This is a genomic window from Anabaena sp. FACHB-595 (genome assembly GCF_048568275.1).
Classification (GTDB): Bacteria; Cyanobacteriota; Cyanobacteriia; order Cyanobacteriales; family Nostocaceae; genus Trichormus.
Genome location: NZ_CP183474.1, coordinates 291,862 through 308,082, shown reverse-complemented (window position 1 = coordinate 308,082; position 16,221 = coordinate 291,862). Strand labels below are relative to the sequence as shown.

Here is a 16,221-nt window from a genome sequence, read left to right as displayed (position 1 = left end):
TTGGATGAAAATTCTCTTGGAGGATAAGCTCTCTAGCCCTTCTATAGGAGTTCCCACACCACAATAACTATATTTTCACACTCTTTTAGCTTGGCCACGCCACTATCTCTGTCGCGCCATCAAATTAGCAAATAACCCCTCAACGGCTGCTAATTCCTCAAAACTTCCCTGCTGGACTATCTTCCCTGCTTGCAGCACATAAATCATGTCTGCATGACGAATTGTACTTAAACGATGGGCAATCACTACGCGAGTGACTCCCAATTGTGCTAAACTTTGAGTCACGATCGCCTGGGTGCGATTATCTAACGCCGATGTCGCCTCATCAAACAGTAAAATCTGCGGTTTATGTACCAACGCACGGGCGATAAATAACCTCTGGCGCTGTCCTCCTGAAACGTTGCCCCCTCCTTCGGAAATAATAGTATGTATCCCCATAGGCATTGCTTCCACATCCTCCGCTAATCCAGCCATCTGCAATGCTGACCAAGCTTCATCTTGGGTAACAATTGCGCCCCCAGCAATATTCTCCCAAATCGAACCACTCATAATTCGCCCATTTTGCAGCACTACTCCCAATTGTCGCCGCACGGCTGCAATATCTAATCCCGACAAATCTCTGCCATCATAGGAGATTGTTCCTGCCTCTGGGGTTTCAAATCCCAGTAATAACCTTAGAACAGTGGATTTTCCACTTCCCGATGCTCCGACAATCGCAATAAATTCCCCGGCTTTGGCTTCTAGCGCGATATTCTCTAAAACTAAAGGACTATCTTGGCGGTAGCGAAAGCTAACTTGGTTTAATTTAATTTCACCAGAAAGCTTGCCAGGATGGAATTTATCAGCATCAACTTCTGGTTTTGTTTTTAAAATGGGTTGGGTGCGTTCCCATAAAATCGTGATTTCTAAAATATCTATGAGGGTGTTGCTTAATCTTGTGGCACTGGCGATAAAAGTACCAAAGGCAGTATTAAAGGCGAGAAATGTCCCCGTAGATAATCCCGTTCCTCCCTCAGCCTTTCCCAGCAAGGAAACAGACAATCCAAACAGCGCAATTGAACTGACTGCTGGCAGCATAACATTAAAGGTGGTCAGCACATCTTCAATGAATTGGGTACTTAACATCAGTTTTACCTGCTGAGTGTATTTTTTTGCCCAGTAAGCAAACGCCTCTGATTCAGCAGCAGCAACTCGCAGTTTAGAGACTCCACCGATTAACTGCACTGTTAGTCCCAGAATGTCTCCCGAAAGCTGCTGGAGGGGACGTAATTTTCGGCGGGTAAGCAGACTAATAATAGTAGTAATCAGAACTATTACCAAAGCGATCGCCATTGCTACTAATGCCAGAGGAAAACTATAGATTAATAGCAATCCCAAATTTAACAATGAGAATATACTCGTGAATAAGGTTCGCAGAATGCTACCGCTCAATCGGTTGCGAATCTGAGTCATAGCGGAGACGCGATTATAGAGATCCCCTGTGGAATAGGAGCGAAAAAAGGCGGGTTTAAGTTTGAGGAGTCGATCCCAAACCGCAGCTTGAGTATCGTAACTGACTTGGGTTTGTACTCGCAAAATGGCAAAAGCTTGAGTCAGTTGAAAGATTGTCACCCCAAAGCTAGCGGCTAACAACCCTAAACCCATCTCAATTAATAATTGGCGGTTCGCATCGGGAATGGCATAGTCGATGAGAATGCCTGTTATTTGCGGGGTAAACATCCCGAACAAAGTTGCAAATACTCCCACCCAGAGGATTTTCAGCAAATCTGCTGTACTCCCTCTAAGGGTAAATTGCAGCATATCTAAGAATGTAATTTCTTTGTCTGGTAAGGGGCGATAAAAAGTATAGGCGATGGGTGCGAGTTGTGCAGCAGTTTGGCGGTTGACAGGAGTGTACGTCAAATCTACAGAGTCAAGTATCTCATACTTGTTAGCTTTTACCCTGAGTAGAGCAACAGGGCGATTTTCTGCTTGAGTAAAAGCTACTAGAGAACCGCAATCTGTTTTCCACCAGTTGGGTATGAGGGTAACTCGACGGATGCGGAAACCAGAAGCACGGGCAATTCCTAAGAGGGTTTCCGGGAGTCCGCTAAGAAGAATTTCAGTTTTTGCAGGTGGGCGAATAGTTATCCCCAATGCTTTTCCTACAGCACCCACAGCAACTAGTAAGGGTGTTTCTCCTTGGGGAAGATTAGCGGCGGGATTGAGGACAGAGGCTAGTTCCCGTAGGGCTTTTTCTGTCATTTGACCAGATGGGCTTGTTTTCTGTCATTAACAACGAGGATATCACTTGCACAAGTTCCTAGCGTGATAATATCGCTTTAACCCTTTTAAATAAAAGTGAGGTCAAAGCAATGACCAACCAACAACAGCCGAAAACCAAGACAGCCCAAAAAGCCCAAGACAAGAAACTTTCACAGCTTCAACCAGTAAGCTTGAAACAGTTAGAGGGTGTAGCCGCAGGTTGGGTAGCTTATACGGATGACTAGAATTTGCTTAACAGCAAGAGCGATCGCCGCAATTGTGAAAATCTCTTATTCCAATTAAATAAAAGTGGGTGAAAAGCAATGACCAATAAACAACAGACAAAAACCAAGACAGCCCAAAAAGCCCAAGACAAGAAACTTTCACAGCTTCAACCACTCAGCTTGAAACATCTGGATAGTGTAGCTGGCGGACAGCAGCTTGTTTGGGCGGTCTGATCTTGTAGAAACGAGAAGTCGGGGCCGGGTATTCTTTCTTCATAAGCTTATCACTAAAGTACCTCAGCCCATTGTTAAGAAGATTTAACAATGGGCTTTTAACCTATTTTTGTGGCTTTTGGCAATTTCGATACCTGGCACCCTGTTGGTCTAAATTCGGCTATCGTTCCTCAGCACGAATTAACCGCTCATAAACTCCTCCTTCTCGCCATAATTCATCGGGGGACAGTGCCTTTGAGCTTCGTAAGTTCTGAGTCGTCTAAGGCGATTGCAGATAAATATTACACCTGAACTGACAAGTTTGACCTGCTCCCTGATAGAATCACTGTAACCTTTGCTCAAGGCAGACTCAACCTGTTAAGAATTGATGAAATACTGGACTTAGGGGCTTGCTCAAAATCTCTTGGATGGCGGGTGACGAGAGTTCCCTGAACAGTAAGAGCGTTAGCGAAGCTTACCGAAGGTATCGCCGCAATTGTGAATGAAAATCTCTTATTCCAATTAAATAAAAGTAAGGTAGAAGAAATGACCGATAAACAACAGACGAAAACCAACACAACTCAAAAAGCCCAAGACAAGAAACTTTCACCACTTCAACCACTCAGCTTGAAACATCTGGATGGTGTAGCTGGCGGACAGGTTGTTGTTTGGGCGATCTGATCTTGTAGAAATGAGAAGTTGGGGTTGGGTATTCTTTCCTATCAGCTTATCACTAAAGCACCTCAGCCCATTGTTAAGAAGGTCTAACAATGGGCTTTTAACTTAATTCATGTGGCTTTTGGCAATTTCGATACCTGGCACCCTGTTGGTCTAAATTCGGCTATCGTTCCTCAGCACGAATTAAACGCTCATAAACTCCTCCTTCTTGCCATAACTCATCGTGGAACAATACCTTTGAGCTTCGTAAGTTCTGAGTCGTCTAAGGCGATCACAGATAAATATTACACATGAACTGACAAGTTTGACTTGCTCCCTGATAGAATCGCTGTAACCCTTGCTCAAGACAGACTCAATTGGTTACGAATTTATGAAATACTGGACTTAGGGGCTTGCTCAAAATCTCTTGGATGGCGGGTGACGAGAGTTCCCTGAACAGTAAGAGCGTTAGCGAAGCTTACCGAAGGTATCGCCGCAATTGTAAACATTTGTTAATTTCAATTAAATCAAAGTGAGGTAGAAGAAATGACCGATAAACAACAGACGAAAACCAACACAGACCAAAAAGCCCAAGACAAGAAACTTTCACAGCTTCAACCACTCAGCTTGAAACATCTGGATAGTGTAGCTGGCGGAATGCTGGTTGTTTGGGCGATCTGATCTTGTAGAAATGAGAAGTTGGGGTTGGGTATTCTTTCCTATCAGCTTATCACTAAAGCACTTCAGCCCATTGTTAAGAAGATGTAACAATAGGCTTTTAACTTAATTTATGTGGCTTTTGGCAATTTCGATACCTGGCACCCTGTTGGTCTAAATTCGGCTATCGTTCCTCAGCACGAATTAACCGCTCATAAACTCCTCCTCGCCATAATTCATCGGGGAACAGTGCCTTTGAGCTTCGTAAGTTCTGAGTCGTCTAAGGCGATCTCAGACAAATAGTACACCTGAACTGACAAGTTTGACCTGCTCCCTGATAGAATCGCTGTAACCTTTGCTCAAGGCAGACTCAATTGGTTACAAATTTATGAAATACTGGACTTAGGGGCTTGCTCAAAATCTCGTGGATGGCGGATGACTAGAATTTGCTTAACAGCAACAGCGATCATCGCAATTGTGAAAATCTCTTATTCCAATTCAATAAAAGTAAGGTAGAAGCAATGACCAACCAACAACAGCCGAAAACCAAGACAACCCAAAAAGCCCAAGACAAGAAACTTTCACAGCTTCAACCACTCAGCTTGAAACATCTGGATAGTGTAGCTGGCGGACGGGTTGTTGTTTGGGCGATCTGATCTTGTAGAAACAAGAAGTCGGGGTTGGGTATTTTTTCATCATCAGCTTATCACTAAAGCACCTCAGCCCATTGTTAAGAAGATTTAACAATGGGCTTTTAACTTAATTTATGTGGCTTTTGGCAATTTCGATACCTGGCACCCTGTTGGTCTAAATTCGGCTATCGTTTCTCAGCACGAATTAAACGCTCATAAACTCCTCCTCCTTGCCATAACTCATCGTGGAATCGTGGAACAATACCTTTGAGCTTCGTAAGTTCTGAGTCATCTAAGGCGATCATAGACAAATAGTACACCTGAACTGACAAGTTTGACCTGCTCCCTGATAGAATCGCTGTAACCTTTGCTCAAGGCAGACTCAATCTGTTAAGAATTGATGAAATACTGGACTTAGGGGCTTGCTCAAAATCTCGTGGATGGCGGGTGACGAGAGTTCCCTGAACAGTCAGAGCGATCGCTGCAATTGTGAAAATCTCTTATTCCAATTAAATAAAAATGGGTGAAAAGCAATGACCGATAAACAACAGACGAAAACCAACACAGCCCAAAAAGCCCAAGACAAGAAACTTTCACAACTTCAACCACTCAGCTTGAAACATCTGGATAGTGTAGCTGGCGGACCTACTTGGATGATTGAGTGAGAAACGAGTAAGCAGTCGGGGTTAGGTATTCTTTCCTCATCAGCTTATCACTAAAGCACCTCAGCCCATTGTTAAGAAGATTTAACAATAGGCTTTTAACCTATTTATCAAAAAGTGAAGGTTCAAAACCTCGCCCCTGGTGGGCGAAACAGTCCTTGTATCGCAAGGTAGTAAAAACCCCACCCCTTGTGAGTGGCTTAGTTTAATTGCGAATTGGTTTTATGTGGCTTTTGGCAATTTCGATACCTGGCACCCCGTTGGTCTAAATTCGGCTATCGTTCCTCAGCACGAATTAACCGCTCATAAACTCCTCCTTCTTGCCATAACTCATCGTGAGTCCCGCGTTGCACCACCTTCCCCTGTTCTAAAACAATAATCTCATCACAATCGCGAATCGTACTCAAACGGTGCGCTACTAGTATGCAACTACAGTTGCGCCGTCGCAGATTTTCCATAATAATTTGTTCTGTCTGGGCATCCAACGCAGATGTCGCCTCATCCATTACTAAAATAGCTGGATTTTTTACCAACGCACGGGCAATTTCTAGCCTCTGGCGCTGTCCCCCACTTAAATTAGCCCCTCCCTCCAACAATTCCCCATCATATCCCCCCGGAATTGCCATTACCGCTTCATGGATAGCTGCATCTTGACAAGCTTGTACAAGCTGCTCATCTGGAACTGTAGCATCCCATAACGTTAGGTTATCCCGCACCGTCCCCCCAAATAAAAAGATATCCTGCTCTACCAGCGACAGACAACTCGCCAACACATGACGCGGAATTTCGCTTCTTTTAATCCCGTCGAAAAGAATTTCTCCTTCCCAATGTTGATAAAGTCCACAGATTAATTTAGCCAAGGTTGATTTCCCCGAACCACTTGCACCAACCAACGCTACTCTTTGTCCTGGTTGCAACGATAAACTGAAGTCCTCAATCAATGGCGGGTCAATATGAGAGTAACCAAAAGTGATATTTCGTAACTCCACATAACCTTGCAAATTTTGGATTTTCGATTTTGGATTTTCGATTTTGGATTTCTCCTCATCTCCCCCTCTCCCCTGCTCCCTCTGCTCCCCTGCTTCCCTGCTTACCATCTCCACCTCTGGATCAAGGGAATTGCTTAACACATCATCTAAGCGATTTAAATCCCCTTCTAATTCCTGGAGAGTAGTACCGAAATCTACTAAAGTGTTGACAGGCTGCTGAAAACTCAGCATCAAGCTTTGAAATGCCACCAACATCCCAATGCTGAGATTCCCATCCATTACCCGCCAACCTCCAACGACTAAAATTAACATCGAAGTTAAAGAGGCCAGCAGTATGGGCAAAATCCCTAATATTTGATTTGTGACTTCTAAATCTTGCTGTGCGCTAACAGCTTTGGCATAATATCCAGACCATCGGGAAAAGAAATCCGACTCTAAAGCTGATGCTTTCAACGTTTCGATACTCTGAATCGCTGCAATACTCACCGCAGTTGCTTTTCCCCAATCCTGTATCAAACGTATATTTGCATCTACGCGATGTCTAGCAACCCATTGCAAGGCTAACCCATTGATCGCAGTAAAACAGATCCCAATTAACGTTAATACCCAATCATAGGCAAACATCACTAGGGCGTAGAACAAGATCATAACTACATCAATAACTGTAGTTGCCAATTGCCCGGAAAGCACCTCAGCCACCTTATTATTCAAACTGGCGCGATTGCTAACTTCTCCTGCATACCTTTGGGCATAAAATCTCACAGGTAATCTCAGAATATGCCACAGGAAGCGAGTGGACATTCCCACAGCCAACTTAATCCTCAACTTTCTCAAATAGCGCAGTCGGAGTAGTGTCAGCAGTCCTTGAAACACCGTGGTAAGAATCATCCCTAAAATTAGGGGACGCAGCCATTCAGTGCGACTTTCCACCAGAACATGATCCACAAACACCTGACTGAAAACCGGAATTGCTAAACCGGGCAACACCAAGAAAAATCCGGCGAAAATGCAGTATAAAATTGAACCAATTGAACCCCGCAAACGGTCTATCAAGCCTAAGATGACACTGGGTTTGCGACCGCCTTTGTTAAAGTCGGCACCAGGTTCCATCACTAGGACAACCCCTGTAAAACTTTCGTCAAATTCCTCCCAGGAAACCCTGCGGGGACCAGTAGCGGGGTCATTGAGGAACACCCAATGTTTGCTCAATCCTTCCACTACCAGAAAATGATTGAAGTTCCAAAAAACGATGTAGGGGGGAGTTAAGTCTTGGAGTTGTTCTAGGTGTTCTGCTTTAAAGCCGTCTGCAACCATTCCATAGCGTCGAGCAGCAAGAATGATATTAGAGGCTTTGCTCCCATCACGGGAAACCCCGCACTCAATGCGGAGTTCGGCTAAGGGGACAATGCTATCATAGTAGGCAAGAATAATCGCTAGGGAAGCTGCTCCACATTCGGCCGCTTCCATTTGTATGACAGTGGGAGTTTTGACACGCACTTAATGAAGTGGTAAGTTTTAGGCGACATGATGAATATCTAGTTGCTAAATCATATCAGAAATAGCGTTAAGAAAAACGGAAAGCCACAGTTAAGCAGCAATTCCAAATTCAAATTTTGACAATAGGGACAGATAACAACAAAAAGGCTCACTCCATCCCCACACTCCTACAGCACCATCAGCACATTCGCCAATACCGCAATCTGCCGCGCCAGCAGTTGTTTCGCCTCAGTCACCGACCCGTGCCGCAGTTCGTGAATCGCTTGATGCAGTCCGGTGTGGACGTTAACTGCACCATTGATTGCTGGAAAGTAATACTTGGGGGTTTGTCATGCTTACAAAATTTTTATCAGTGTTCGCTTGTTGCCCAAATTCCGCTAAACTTCCTGTAGTTCCTCTTGGGAAACCTGAATTTCTGGCATTGGCTCTAGTGGAGTAGTTACTGGGGAGTATTGGCAGTAACAAATAACCACAACCTCAAAATCATGATTGGGAATTTCTGGGGTATATTCTTCAACTCTAGTCACTTTCCAATCCCCGATTCTGCTGTGGGTACTCGAATCAGGAAACTGCTTATCTGCAAACTTAGATACTTGATGATATTCTCTGAGTCTATATCCTGGTTGTGGTATTGGAGAATTAGAAGAATCATAATGTTCAGTAAGTATGCTGGTATAAGCCTCAGTATGAGCCAATCGCCTTGACTCCCAACCTTCTGCTGACATTGACTCAGCTTTGAAAATAATATATTTACCCATACCATTAATTCTCCTGTTTGTAAGTAGGAAATTTCGTTTCGCCTTCAAATACACAGTCAACTTTTAATACCTTGTTTCCGGTTGGTTCTACCCTCAGCAGTTTCCAACCATACTTTTTCTCCATAATGCGGCACTTTTCAGGATCTGTTGCAGCGTGCCGCGACTCTGGTTTCTCAGCACTACTCATTCTCCACTCCGATGTAAAAAATTCATGTTAATGCTAGAGGATTAACTAAATTAAGAGCAGTAACACTCATGCTGCAATCATTCCACTTGCATTTGTGGATTTTGAATTGAGTCTACTAATTTTGTCTTCCTTGACTTCATCAACTACTTGAACTACATTTTGTTCCTTTTTAAAGTTTCCACCATCACTGTCAGGTACGCGGACTAATAGATCACCAACTTCACATTCCAAAATCTGACATAACTTGTCCAATGTATCCAAAGGTATTGATTTTGCTTTGCCATATTCAATTTTTTGAACATTAGCTAATGACATTTCCAACCGTCTTGCTAGTTCATTCTGCGAAATTTTTCTTTCGCTTCTAATTTCCTTAAGTCTTACTTCCACAGGCATGACTTGAATTCATATAGATAGATTAACCTACTTTTAGTAGTCTATCTATCAATAGTATTTATTGTAAGCACCTCAATAGATAACCAACCATCATATATCTATCTATTGCATTACCTACTGATAGTAGGTAATATGATAATAACAAAAGACGACACCCCAAGCCTGGTAAGCAAACGTGTCGTCTTTTGAACCTTTACAGGAATCTCCATTATGACCCACGTTACATACACTCATCAACATTTGCAACTGAAATCCATAGCCCGGCTCAAGCAAATCTACAGCGAAATCGGCTGCACCCTTGAGGTAAGCGACAAACGCTGTAAGGATTCTTGGATTAGTGCGATCGCTGACTACCAGTCCACCCAAGTTCAAAAAGTTGACGAACAAGCGCAAGCCCAAGCCGAACTAGAGAATTTCATTGCTGACCAAGCCGAAGCTGTAGCTCCCGAAGAACTGACCACCCAAGAAATCAATCCTCACCACTGTGAAGTCTACGCAGGAAAAAGACTCATCGCCTACATCAGCTACGACAACAGCGAATTTGTAATGCAGCCTTGGGTAGTTATGGTAAATGGTGAAGAAAAATTCCGTCACTTTGCTATTTCTCAATGCCACCGCTTCATCGACTGGCATCATAAGGACGGGACACTCAACCCAGCAATCCCAGGTGAAATTTCAGAAGTCCCCACCATTGCTGAAATCTGTTTCTATGAGCAAGAAGCATTTGCTGATGGGGAATTAAAAGCCAGCATTAGCTTTGACTGCGACAATCACGAAGACTTGTACTGGAGAGTCATTATTAACGGGCAAGAGATTTTCCGCGATACTACCGCCCCCAGATGCCAAAGCTACGTTAAGCAGCAGTACCAACAAGGCACACTGCCACTACAAGAAGCATTTGTAGAACCCTGCACCACAGGAAACGAAATCATGGCTCAGATTGCGACTGGTTGCGAACAGTTAGGTTTGGAATTGCTTGACGATGGGATTTACCACAACGACAAAAGACTAGTGGAATTTGTCTACAAGAACGGCCTTTGCTGCTATGTACAAGCTTCTTTAGAACCCCAGCAAATAGTCCCTGAATTGCTATCTGAGGATTTGTCTTGCGAGGAAATGCTAGACAAACCCTTTCACTTGCTCACATTTGAACAGTGGGAAAGATTGCGAGAGTATGAACCAGTCTTGGGCAGCAGAGAATTAGTGGCAGTTTAAACAAAAAGTGGGCTTCGTCGCCCACTCAATTTGACTGTTTAGTTGCTCCAAGTATAAACACTTACCTACTCGTTTCCACAGAAAACATCAATTAGCTTCACCTTTACCGAAATCATGCAACCCACTATTAGCATACCCAAGGGCTGGGAATACCCCAGATTCACGTTAGGACAGCGCACAAAGCAAGGGCTAATCATCGGTATCCAATACTACGCTACTGATACTCTTTTGGCTTATGAGTACGGTACAGGCTGGCGTTATACGGTGATGGCTGACAAAAACTCAGAAGAAGTTCGCTCTTACTTTGACGACCAAATTCAAACGCTTTCTGTTGCAGAACTTCAGCCACAGTTGCAAGCAGAACTTGAAGAGCATCAACAGCAGATAACAGCACTTCAAGAACAGTTGGGAGGATTAACTGATGTCTAATATCAGCCTTATTGAATTAGTTAAAGCTAGTCAATACCTGTTATCTAAAATTGCTCAACACCCAGACTTTTTAGCACTTAAGTATCATCCCGATTTAAAAATTGGTGATGCTCAAACTGCATTGTCTTATCTCAAAGATGAGCTAGAAACTAATCAAGAGTCTGCTAATACAGCCAATACTTTCGATTAGAAGAAACTCGCCCGACTTGCCTGTGATTAATTCGGGCGATCGCTAGTATTTTTGAACACTGCATCTTACTACAGGAAATCTATTATTGCACAGTAGAGGTAAAATATGATGACAGAAATAAAACTAGGTCTTTGTAATCCTCCTGAACCCATTTATCTATACGTTAAAAATGGGGAATCAAGTGGTGAAACATATCTCTGGTATCACTACAATATCGAACAAGATAAACCCATCCCTGTACAGCAAAGAGGATTAACTGGTTACTTATCAGAACTGCGCGTGACTGCTAAAGAATACAAAGGTAAGGACAGTATTAAATTAGATATTGTTGTCTCTGCTGATGAAGTATATATCATTAGAACTGGCATAGAAACCAATTTTGCTAAGACCTTTTTACTAGCAGCATCTCAAGTTTATGACTTTTCCAAGCCTCTAGTTATTGCGGCTACAAGTGGTGATGAGAACACAGTCTTTTGTCGGCTTTATGATGCAATAAGTAAAGTTAGAGTTCGCAGCGAATGGAACCCAAATGCTGATTGGTTCTCAATCATTTCTGAAATTCAGTCCCGTTTGGGTGGTTCATTTTCATCTATTCCACTAATGCCAGAACAACAAACACAACCCAAATCTGTAGCACATCCTCAAGATTTGCGCGTGAAATATATTCGTACTTTGTTGAATTATCCTCTGGATTTGGTCAAGGAATATTTGCAGTTTCAAGAAGTTAGTAGCCCCAGTGAATTACCCATTAGTAAGATTGATTCTCTGGTAAAAACCATGTGTTTAGGATGGGCAGCAGACAAAGTTGATAATTCCAATCAGGCTGAACATTCATATCAGCAGCAGGTAGTTGCTGTAGTTGCTACTGGTGCTGATGAGTTAACTGCAATTAAGGCATGGATGCAGCAAGTACAAATAGCAAAATCAGAAACAGTTTAAATATTTAGTTGGCTAAAACTTATGAATTGTGTAATCTCTGCTCTCGAAAGAAATTGGTATCTCTCTCCTCCTTGTGATAAAAAGATTTTGCCTCCTGAAGCTAATTTGTTAGAAAGAGTGTACCTCAAAACTACTAGAACATTCGGCTATTGCTGTGGTGTTGAGTGGCATTACGATATCTGGCTATATACAGTTATCTGCAATCAAGAAATCTTACGCGCAACAAAGCATCAGATTATCCCTTTGGGACATCCTCAAACCACCAATTTGAAAAAACCTGCTTTTGGTTTGGGCGATCGCGTTATGCTGCGTTGTCTTCCTCACGGAACAAAGCAACGGCTCATTGTGGGAATTCAACTGGTAAATAATTCTTGGTGTTACGCCGTAGAAATGATGTCACCCACTTTGTCCCAAACTTTGACGACACCCAATCGCTTTGCGTTAGTTAGCGAACGAGATTTAATTCGAGTGCTTTTCTAACACACATATTCTCGCAAGGAGTTAATGATGAATCTCTCATTAAATCAAAATGTTTTGACTGAATCTCCTTCTTTAAGGACATCTGCAATTTCCAACTTAAATGATACACGCGCTCAAGAAATCCTCAGCAAAGCGAAAGCGATTGTCTTTGCTCTTTGGAATGGAGAAGGCTGGGCTACTGTTGACCAGTTAGCCAATTACTTTGAGTATTCGATACAAGGGATTAAGCATATTTACGAGAGAAACAGCAAGGAATTTCGGACTCATGAAACCAAAAAACTAACTGGTAAAGCTTTAACTGATGCTCGCTCCAACTTGGAGCTACCATCCCGAACATCCCAAGCCAGGGTATTTTCACCTCTAGGCACACTCAGAATAGCAATGTTGTTGAGTGAATCTGAAATTGCCGCCCAAGTCAGAACCATTATCTTAGATTTGGTTGCGTCAGTGCCTAAAATCACAACGCAACCAGAACCTATCACTGCCCCAGTACCCGCACTTCCTCCAGTCGAACAGCGCTTGCACACCTTGGTTCAGTCCATGAAAACGCTTGCTGAACTCACAGGCGGACGACTTAACCCGTACATGGAACAGCAGATGAAAGATTTCGCCGCTAATCTCTTGGCTGAACATAACCGCAAGATGTTGACCCCATCAGAAGAACGCTGGCTTGGTGTTGTCAACTTCTCGGAGAGTGAACTAGGTCGCAATGTGCCTACCAGTGGCCCACACTATCGGGGGCATTTGGGTACTTGGGTGCGGACGTTTTATCCACATCTGGGCGATCGCCAGGAAACGCGGATAGTTCAAGGCACTCAGCAAAAAATCTATGTGTACGCTTGTCATGACCCTGCGGTGGCGGCTGGGCTAACGAAAGCTGTTGAAGAGTTCTTTGCACACCCTGAACCTGCGGCGAAACTCAGACAGGCGGGGGCGTTCAAAAAGGCTGTAGTAACGGCATGAGAAATAGTCGTCAGTTGTCAGTTATCAGTTGTCAAAACCCATCACTTAACACCAGAGTTTATGATCATCCCTTTTGATTTAAAAACAGTAGCAACTACCACCGATGATGAACAAGGTATTATCAGCACAGTTTATGTGGATGTGATTCAAATCCTCACTTCACCTCAAGAAGCTCTTGCCGACACCGAAATGCAAGGCACTATTACCATGATTGCTGAATGTGGTGGATTTGGCGGCGATGGTATTGATGAATTTTTAAGTGATGTCTTGAAGGAGCTTCGAGATTGGGGATTTGTGCAAGAAGTTGAAGATGATCATGGTAATTATTGGGTCTTAACTCCTTTGGGCTTGTTACTCAAAGCTGAACTGTAAAAAAGTTTTCAAGGAAACAGATAAAACCATGAAAGAAGAACAAATTAACGAAATCGGTAAACAAATCAGTCTTGCGTACAAATTCCACCAAGACTACGGCTATTTCTTAAGTGAAACTGTTGCTCAATGGCTCGGTGATAACTCTTTAAGCGATTGGCCACACAAAACCATACTTGATTTGATTGCTATCGATTTTCTCTCTGATGCTGCAACTACCGGAAACAAACAAGCTCGGCAGTATTTATCTTATTTTACGTTGCATGGAACTTATTCAGGTAGGCAAACAATTATCGGTGGCAATGCCAATCTAGATTCCGTAGAAAGTATGTTAACTGCCGTCAATCTACAGAAAGCGATCGCTCCTCATTTTATTCCTGATTTTGAATAAACTCGCCGTCAGTTATCAGCCGTCAATTGTTAGTTGTCAGTTATTAGCTACAAATATTAGTTTAATTAACAGGAGGAAATATCAAATATGTGGTGTCCATTTTGCCAACATGAAGCTGATGCAAGCCAATTTACCAAAGCGAACGGTTGTCCAGCCTGCGGTTATGCCCTGGATAATTTCTACGCCGAACCTATCACTTGCCGCATTTATAATGATGAAGGCAATTTATCAAGAAGCTTGTATATCCAAATATTTCCAGAGCGAGAAAATTTAATTCCAATTGAAGCACTTTATGTTGCTTGCGATTGCTCTTTAGATCATGAAGATGATGAGGATTGCTAAAAATGAAAATTTATTCAGCATCGGTATTAGTTCTTTATAGTGATACTGCTGGTTTTCACTATCCTTTACTTTCTGGAATCAATAGATATTCTTCTTGCCAAGATTATTTGGATAGGGCTGCTATTCCTTACATAACAAAATCTCCCACTATCACTAGTAAGACGGAAAAGGTTTTGATAAATATCATCGAGGGGGAAATTTCTAAAGATGGCTCAATAACTCACACAGGAGGATTGGATCATACGCTGTACTTTTAAAGAAACTAACTGTTTGCATTTAATATTTTTGGAGTTAAGCATGACAGAACTCGGAATTTTTCAAAAAGAAGCCAAAATAAAAGTCATTGTTCAAATTGTCGAAAAAGTGAAGAGTGAAGCTCATATTTATATCCCTGATGGGTTATCACAAGATGCCATAAAACAGTACATTACAGACCGCTATAACTCTGGCGAATTGACTCCTGATTTAAACATCTTCCAAGTCGATTTTGAATCAATCAGCGCCCAAATTGTTAGACCATCCGAGGAGACAGCATGAGAATTTCCACTCTACAAGGACAGTATCAGTGCATCATCATCGACCCGCCCTGGTTCTACAGACTTCGTTCTAAAGACAAAACTCACCGCAACCGCATCCCCTATCAGCCAATGCGAACTCCTGAAATCCTGGCGCTGCCCATTCCCGACTTATGCGACGCTGGCGGTTGTGTTCTGTGGCTATGGTTTACCAATAACCACATGATTGAAGCTGCACAATGCTTGCAGAGGTGGGGTTTTGACCTCAAGACTATTCTCACTTGGGGGAAAGTAACCAAAGATGGTACGAAAACACATCTAGGTGTCGGTCATTGGTTGCGGAATTCGACTGAACACTGTGCTTTGGCTGTTCGTGGGAATGTCAAAGCTTTTGCAGGGCAAACGTCTACGACGGGCGGAACGCCAACGCTCACGAACCAATCAACAATCTTACACTCGCCCCGGCGTGAGCATTCCCGTAAACCCCCAGAATTTTTTGAACTGGTGGAGAAACTTTGTCCAGATATGACCAAGCTGGAAATATTCGCACGAGAGTCTAGGGACGGCTGGGACTGTTGGGGCGATCAGGCGGATTTGTTTGATGCAAGTGATGAAGAGATTTTAGTTAAAGCTGAAAAGGTACTGTTATGAAACAGTTATTACTATTCGATGACCCAACCACAGCAGTTTTACCCGTCCGTTATTACCCCGATTTTTTAAGTAAGCCAGAGGCGGACGAGTTATATCAGCATTGTCAACAACTGCAATGGCAACAAAACCAGATAAGGATGCTGGGTAAAACGATACCTGTTCCCCGCCTGGAGTGCATTTATGGGGAGAGGGGTGTGATTACCTCTACTCCAATAGCGTACTGCTTAAACCCCTAGCTTGGACAGAACCTTTGGCTAAGTTGCGAGACAAAATCACTGCGGCTACTGGTTATAGCTTCCGCATCGTCATCGGCAACCAATACAGAAGCGGACAGGACAGTATAGGGTGGCACGCGGATAAGGAATCATCTATGGGTATTGAGCCGGCGATTGCATCAATCAGTTTGGGATCGGCGCGGAAGTTTCAGCTAAAGCCTATCGGTGGTAAGCCTACTGATTTTTGGTTGGAGCATGGGAGTTTGTTGGTCATGCTTCCCGGTTGCCAAACTACTCACGTACATCAGGTTCCGAAGACAACCAAATTTGTCACCACGCGAATTAACCTAACATTTCGACCACACGTAGGAGGAAAGTTCTAACTAATTGTTAGTTGAAAGAAGAAATT

At 43.1% G+C, this 16,221-nt stretch carries 25 protein-coding genes; 19 read left to right on the top strand and 6 right to left on the bottom strand.

Annotation, left to right across the window (positions count from 1 at the left end; genetic code table 11):
- Window positions 1-102: 102 nt before the first annotated feature.
- A complete protein-coding gene (locus ACN222_RS28335; protein ID WP_010999849.1) occupies window positions 103-2,244 on the bottom strand; it encodes an NHLP bacteriocin export ABC transporter permease/ATPase subunit in 2,142 nt (713 codons plus the stop codon).
- Window positions 2,245-2,354: 110 nt separating this feature from the next.
- Between ACN222_RS28335 and ACN222_RS28330 the strand changes: the two genes are divergently transcribed.
- The 5 genes from ACN222_RS28330 to ACN222_RS28310 all read left to right on the top strand — a co-directional run bounded on the left by ACN222_RS28330 (window position 2,355) and on the right by ACN222_RS28310 (window position 4,651).
- Window positions 2,355-2,489 carry a hypothetical protein gene (locus ACN222_RS28330; protein WP_269083615.1) on the top strand — a complete coding sequence of 45 codons (135 nt, stop codon included), beginning with the start codon at window positions 2,355-2,357 and terminating at the stop codon, window positions 2,487-2,489.
- 78 nt (window positions 2,490-2,567) lie between these two features.
- Complete coding sequence (locus ACN222_RS28325; protein WP_269083614.1) at window positions 2,568-2,702, top strand: hypothetical protein; 135 nt, start codon at window positions 2,568-2,570, stop codon at window positions 2,700-2,702.
- 525 nt (window positions 2,703-3,227) lie between these two features.
- Entirely contained in the window at window positions 3,228-3,362 is a 135-nt protein-coding gene (locus ACN222_RS28320) for a hypothetical protein (RefSeq protein ID WP_269083613.1), read from the top strand.
- 522 nt (window positions 3,363-3,884) lie between these two features.
- Window positions 3,885-4,019, top strand: coding sequence for a hypothetical protein (locus tag ACN222_RS28315; RefSeq protein ID WP_269083612.1), 135 nt, complete (start codon window positions 3,885-3,887; stop codon window positions 4,017-4,019).
- Window positions 4,020-4,516: 497 nt separating this feature from the next.
- Window positions 4,517-4,651, top strand: coding sequence for a hypothetical protein (locus ACN222_RS28310; protein ID WP_269083611.1), 135 nt, complete (start codon window positions 4,517-4,519; stop codon window positions 4,649-4,651).
- Between the two features lie 161 nt (window positions 4,652-4,812).
- Here the strand turns inward: ACN222_RS28310 and ACN222_RS28305 are convergent, their stop codons facing one another.
- On the bottom strand, window positions 4,813-4,947 hold the full coding sequence (locus ACN222_RS28305) for a hypothetical protein (RefSeq protein ID WP_269083610.1): 135 nt from the start codon (window positions 4,945-4,947) through the stop codon (window positions 4,813-4,815).
- A gap of 213 nt (window positions 4,948-5,160) precedes the next feature.
- On the opposite strand from ACN222_RS28305, the gene ACN222_RS28300 reads away from it, so the two are divergent.
- A complete protein-coding gene (locus ACN222_RS28300) occupies window positions 5,161-5,292 on the top strand; it encodes a hypothetical protein (RefSeq protein WP_269083609.1) in 132 nt (43 codons plus the stop codon).
- Between the two features lie 272 nt (window positions 5,293-5,564).
- Here the strand turns inward: ACN222_RS28300 and ACN222_RS28295 are convergent, their stop codons facing one another.
- The 4 genes from ACN222_RS28295 to ACN222_RS28280 all read right to left on the bottom strand — a co-directional run bounded on the left by ACN222_RS28295 (window position 5,565) and on the right by ACN222_RS28280 (window position 9,113).
- Window positions 5,565-7,745, bottom strand: coding sequence for an NHLP family bacteriocin export ABC transporter peptidase/permease/ATPase subunit (locus tag ACN222_RS28295; protein WP_199315954.1), 2,181 nt, complete (start codon window positions 7,743-7,745; stop codon window positions 5,565-5,567).
- Between the two features lie 407 nt (window positions 7,746-8,152).
- Window positions 8,153-8,533, bottom strand: coding sequence for a hypothetical protein (locus ACN222_RS28290; RefSeq protein ID WP_010999846.1), 381 nt, complete (start codon window positions 8,531-8,533; stop codon window positions 8,153-8,155).
- A 4-nt stretch (window positions 8,534-8,537) separates the two neighbouring features.
- Window positions 8,538-8,720 (bottom strand): hypothetical protein, encoded by a 183-nt coding sequence (locus ACN222_RS28285; RefSeq protein WP_010999845.1) that lies wholly within the window; start codon window positions 8,718-8,720, stop codon window positions 8,538-8,540.
- A 66-nt stretch (window positions 8,721-8,786) separates the two neighbouring features.
- Window positions 8,787-9,113, bottom strand: coding sequence for a helix-turn-helix domain-containing protein (locus ACN222_RS28280; protein ID WP_010999844.1), 327 nt, complete (start codon window positions 9,111-9,113; stop codon window positions 8,787-8,789).
- A gap of 210 nt (window positions 9,114-9,323) precedes the next feature.
- On the opposite strand from ACN222_RS28280, the gene ACN222_RS28275 reads away from it, so the two are divergent.
- The 13 genes from ACN222_RS28275 to ACN222_RS28215 all read left to right on the top strand — a co-directional run bounded on the left by ACN222_RS28275 (window position 9,324) and on the right by ACN222_RS28215 (window position 16,195).
- Window positions 9,324-10,328, top strand: coding sequence for a hypothetical protein (locus ACN222_RS28275; RefSeq protein WP_010999843.1), 1,005 nt, complete (start codon window positions 9,324-9,326; stop codon window positions 10,326-10,328).
- 114 nt (window positions 10,329-10,442) lie between these two features.
- Window positions 10,443-10,757, top strand: a complete 315-nt coding sequence (locus ACN222_RS28270; RefSeq protein ID WP_010999842.1) for a hypothetical protein — start codon at window positions 10,443-10,445, stop codon at window positions 10,755-10,757.
- The gene (locus ACN222_RS28265) at window positions 10,750-10,947 is read left to right on the top strand and encodes a hypothetical protein (protein WP_010999841.1); all 198 of its coding nucleotides are present in this window, start codon (window positions 10,750-10,752) and stop codon (window positions 10,945-10,947) included. Before ACN222_RS28270 ends, ACN222_RS28265 begins: the two co-directional genes overlap by 8 nt.
- A gap of 105 nt (window positions 10,948-11,052) precedes the next feature.
- Window positions 11,053-11,886: a hypothetical protein gene (locus ACN222_RS28260; RefSeq protein ID WP_010999840.1), complete on the top strand. Its 834-nt coding sequence runs from the start codon at window positions 11,053-11,055 to the stop codon at window positions 11,884-11,886.
- A gap of 21 nt (window positions 11,887-11,907) precedes the next feature.
- The gene (locus tag ACN222_RS28255) at window positions 11,908-12,366 is read left to right on the top strand and encodes a DUF1392 domain-containing protein (protein WP_010999839.1); all 459 of its coding nucleotides are present in this window, start codon (window positions 11,908-11,910) and stop codon (window positions 12,364-12,366) included.
- A gap of 24 nt (window positions 12,367-12,390) precedes the next feature.
- Window positions 12,391-13,329, top strand: coding sequence for a hypothetical protein (locus ACN222_RS28250; protein ID WP_010999838.1), 939 nt, complete (start codon window positions 12,391-12,393; stop codon window positions 13,327-13,329).
- Window positions 13,330-13,389: 60 nt separating this feature from the next.
- Complete coding sequence (locus ACN222_RS28245; protein ID WP_010999837.1) at window positions 13,390-13,701, top strand: hypothetical protein; 312 nt, start codon at window positions 13,390-13,392, stop codon at window positions 13,699-13,701.
- A 28-nt stretch (window positions 13,702-13,729) separates the two neighbouring features.
- Entirely contained in the window at window positions 13,730-14,089 is a 360-nt protein-coding gene (locus ACN222_RS28240) for a hypothetical protein (protein ID WP_010999836.1), read from the top strand.
- Window positions 14,090-14,176: 87 nt separating this feature from the next.
- The gene (locus ACN222_RS28235; protein ID WP_010999835.1) at window positions 14,177-14,431 is read left to right on the top strand and encodes a hypothetical protein; all 255 of its coding nucleotides are present in this window, start codon (window positions 14,177-14,179) and stop codon (window positions 14,429-14,431) included.
- A 297-nt stretch (window positions 14,432-14,728) separates the two neighbouring features.
- Window positions 14,729-14,968, top strand: a complete 240-nt coding sequence (locus ACN222_RS28230; protein ID WP_010999833.1) for a hypothetical protein — start codon at window positions 14,729-14,731, stop codon at window positions 14,966-14,968.
- Window positions 14,965-15,597 carry an MT-A70 family methyltransferase gene (locus ACN222_RS28225; protein ID WP_010999832.1) on the top strand — a complete coding sequence of 211 codons (633 nt, stop codon included), beginning with the start codon at window positions 14,965-14,967 and terminating at the stop codon, window positions 15,595-15,597. Before ACN222_RS28230 ends, ACN222_RS28225 begins: the two co-directional genes overlap by 4 nt.
- Window positions 15,594-15,833, top strand: a complete 240-nt coding sequence (locus tag ACN222_RS28220; RefSeq protein ID WP_231865584.1) for a hypothetical protein — start codon at window positions 15,594-15,596, stop codon at window positions 15,831-15,833. The genes ACN222_RS28225 and ACN222_RS28220 overlap by 4 nt, the downstream gene beginning before the upstream one ends.
- A complete protein-coding gene (locus tag ACN222_RS28215) occupies window positions 15,770-16,195 on the top strand; it encodes an alpha-ketoglutarate-dependent dioxygenase AlkB family protein (protein ID WP_010999831.1) in 426 nt (141 codons plus the stop codon). The genes ACN222_RS28220 and ACN222_RS28215 overlap by 64 nt, the downstream gene beginning before the upstream one ends.
- Window positions 16,196-16,221: the final 26 nt, after the last annotated feature.

What these genes read in the sequence shown, in the direction of transcription:
- ACN222_RS28335 (WP_010999849.1), bottom strand. Translation starts at nt 2,244, where the DNA reads ATGACAGAAAAAGCCCTACGGGAACTAGCCTCTGTCCTCAATCCCGCC.
- ACN222_RS28330 (WP_269083615.1), top strand. Translation starts at nt 2,355, where the DNA reads ATGACCAACCAACAACAGCCGAAAACCAAGACAGCCCAAAAAGCCCAA.
- ACN222_RS28325 (WP_269083614.1), top strand. Translation starts at nt 2,568, where the DNA reads ATGACCAATAAACAACAGACAAAAACCAAGACAGCCCAAAAAGCCCAA.
- ACN222_RS28320 (WP_269083613.1), top strand. Translation starts at nt 3,228, where the DNA reads ATGACCGATAAACAACAGACGAAAACCAACACAACTCAAAAAGCCCAA.
- ACN222_RS28315 (WP_269083612.1), top strand. Translation starts at nt 3,885, where the DNA reads ATGACCGATAAACAACAGACGAAAACCAACACAGACCAAAAAGCCCAA.
- ACN222_RS28310 (WP_269083611.1), top strand. Translation starts at nt 4,517, where the DNA reads ATGACCAACCAACAACAGCCGAAAACCAAGACAACCCAAAAAGCCCAA.
- ACN222_RS28300 (WP_269083609.1), top strand. Translation starts at nt 5,161, where the DNA reads ATGACCGATAAACAACAGACGAAAACCAACACAGCCCAAAAAGCCCAA.
- ACN222_RS28295 (WP_199315954.1), bottom strand. Translation starts at nt 7,745, where the DNA reads ATGGAAGCGGCCGAATGTGGAGCAGCTTCCCTAGCGATTATTCTTGCC.
- ACN222_RS28290 (WP_010999846.1), bottom strand. Translation starts at nt 8,533, where the DNA reads ATGGGTAAATATATTATTTTCAAAGCTGAGTCAATGTCAGCAGAAGGT.
- ACN222_RS28285 (WP_010999845.1), bottom strand. Translation starts at nt 8,720, where the DNA reads ATGAGTAGTGCTGAGAAACCAGAGTCGCGGCACGCTGCAACAGATCCT.
- ACN222_RS28280 (WP_010999844.1), bottom strand. Translation starts at nt 9,113, where the DNA reads ATGCCTGTGGAAGTAAGACTTAAGGAAATTAGAAGCGAAAGAAAAATT.
- ACN222_RS28275 (WP_010999843.1), top strand. Translation starts at nt 9,324, where the DNA reads ATGACCCACGTTACATACACTCATCAACATTTGCAACTGAAATCCATA.
- ACN222_RS28270 (WP_010999842.1), top strand. Translation starts at nt 10,443, where the DNA reads ATGCAACCCACTATTAGCATACCCAAGGGCTGGGAATACCCCAGATTC.
- ACN222_RS28265 (WP_010999841.1), top strand. Translation starts at nt 10,750, where the DNA reads ATGTCTAATATCAGCCTTATTGAATTAGTTAAAGCTAGTCAATACCTG.
- ACN222_RS28260 (WP_010999840.1), top strand. Translation starts at nt 11,053, where the DNA reads ATGATGACAGAAATAAAACTAGGTCTTTGTAATCCTCCTGAACCCATT.
- ACN222_RS28255 (WP_010999839.1), top strand. Translation starts at nt 11,908, where the DNA reads ATGAATTGTGTAATCTCTGCTCTCGAAAGAAATTGGTATCTCTCTCCT.
- ACN222_RS28250 (WP_010999838.1), top strand. Translation starts at nt 12,391, where the DNA reads ATGATGAATCTCTCATTAAATCAAAATGTTTTGACTGAATCTCCTTCT.
- ACN222_RS28245 (WP_010999837.1), top strand. Translation starts at nt 13,390, where the DNA reads ATGATCATCCCTTTTGATTTAAAAACAGTAGCAACTACCACCGATGAT.
- ACN222_RS28240 (WP_010999836.1), top strand. Translation starts at nt 13,730, where the DNA reads ATGAAAGAAGAACAAATTAACGAAATCGGTAAACAAATCAGTCTTGCG.
- ACN222_RS28235 (WP_010999835.1), top strand. Translation starts at nt 14,177, where the DNA reads ATGTGGTGTCCATTTTGCCAACATGAAGCTGATGCAAGCCAATTTACC.
- ACN222_RS28230 (WP_010999833.1), top strand. Translation starts at nt 14,729, where the DNA reads ATGACAGAACTCGGAATTTTTCAAAAAGAAGCCAAAATAAAAGTCATT.
- ACN222_RS28225 (WP_010999832.1), top strand. Translation starts at nt 14,965, where the DNA reads ATGAGAATTTCCACTCTACAAGGACAGTATCAGTGCATCATCATCGAC.
- ACN222_RS28220 (WP_231865584.1), top strand. Translation starts at nt 15,594, where the DNA reads ATGAAACAGTTATTACTATTCGATGACCCAACCACAGCAGTTTTACCC.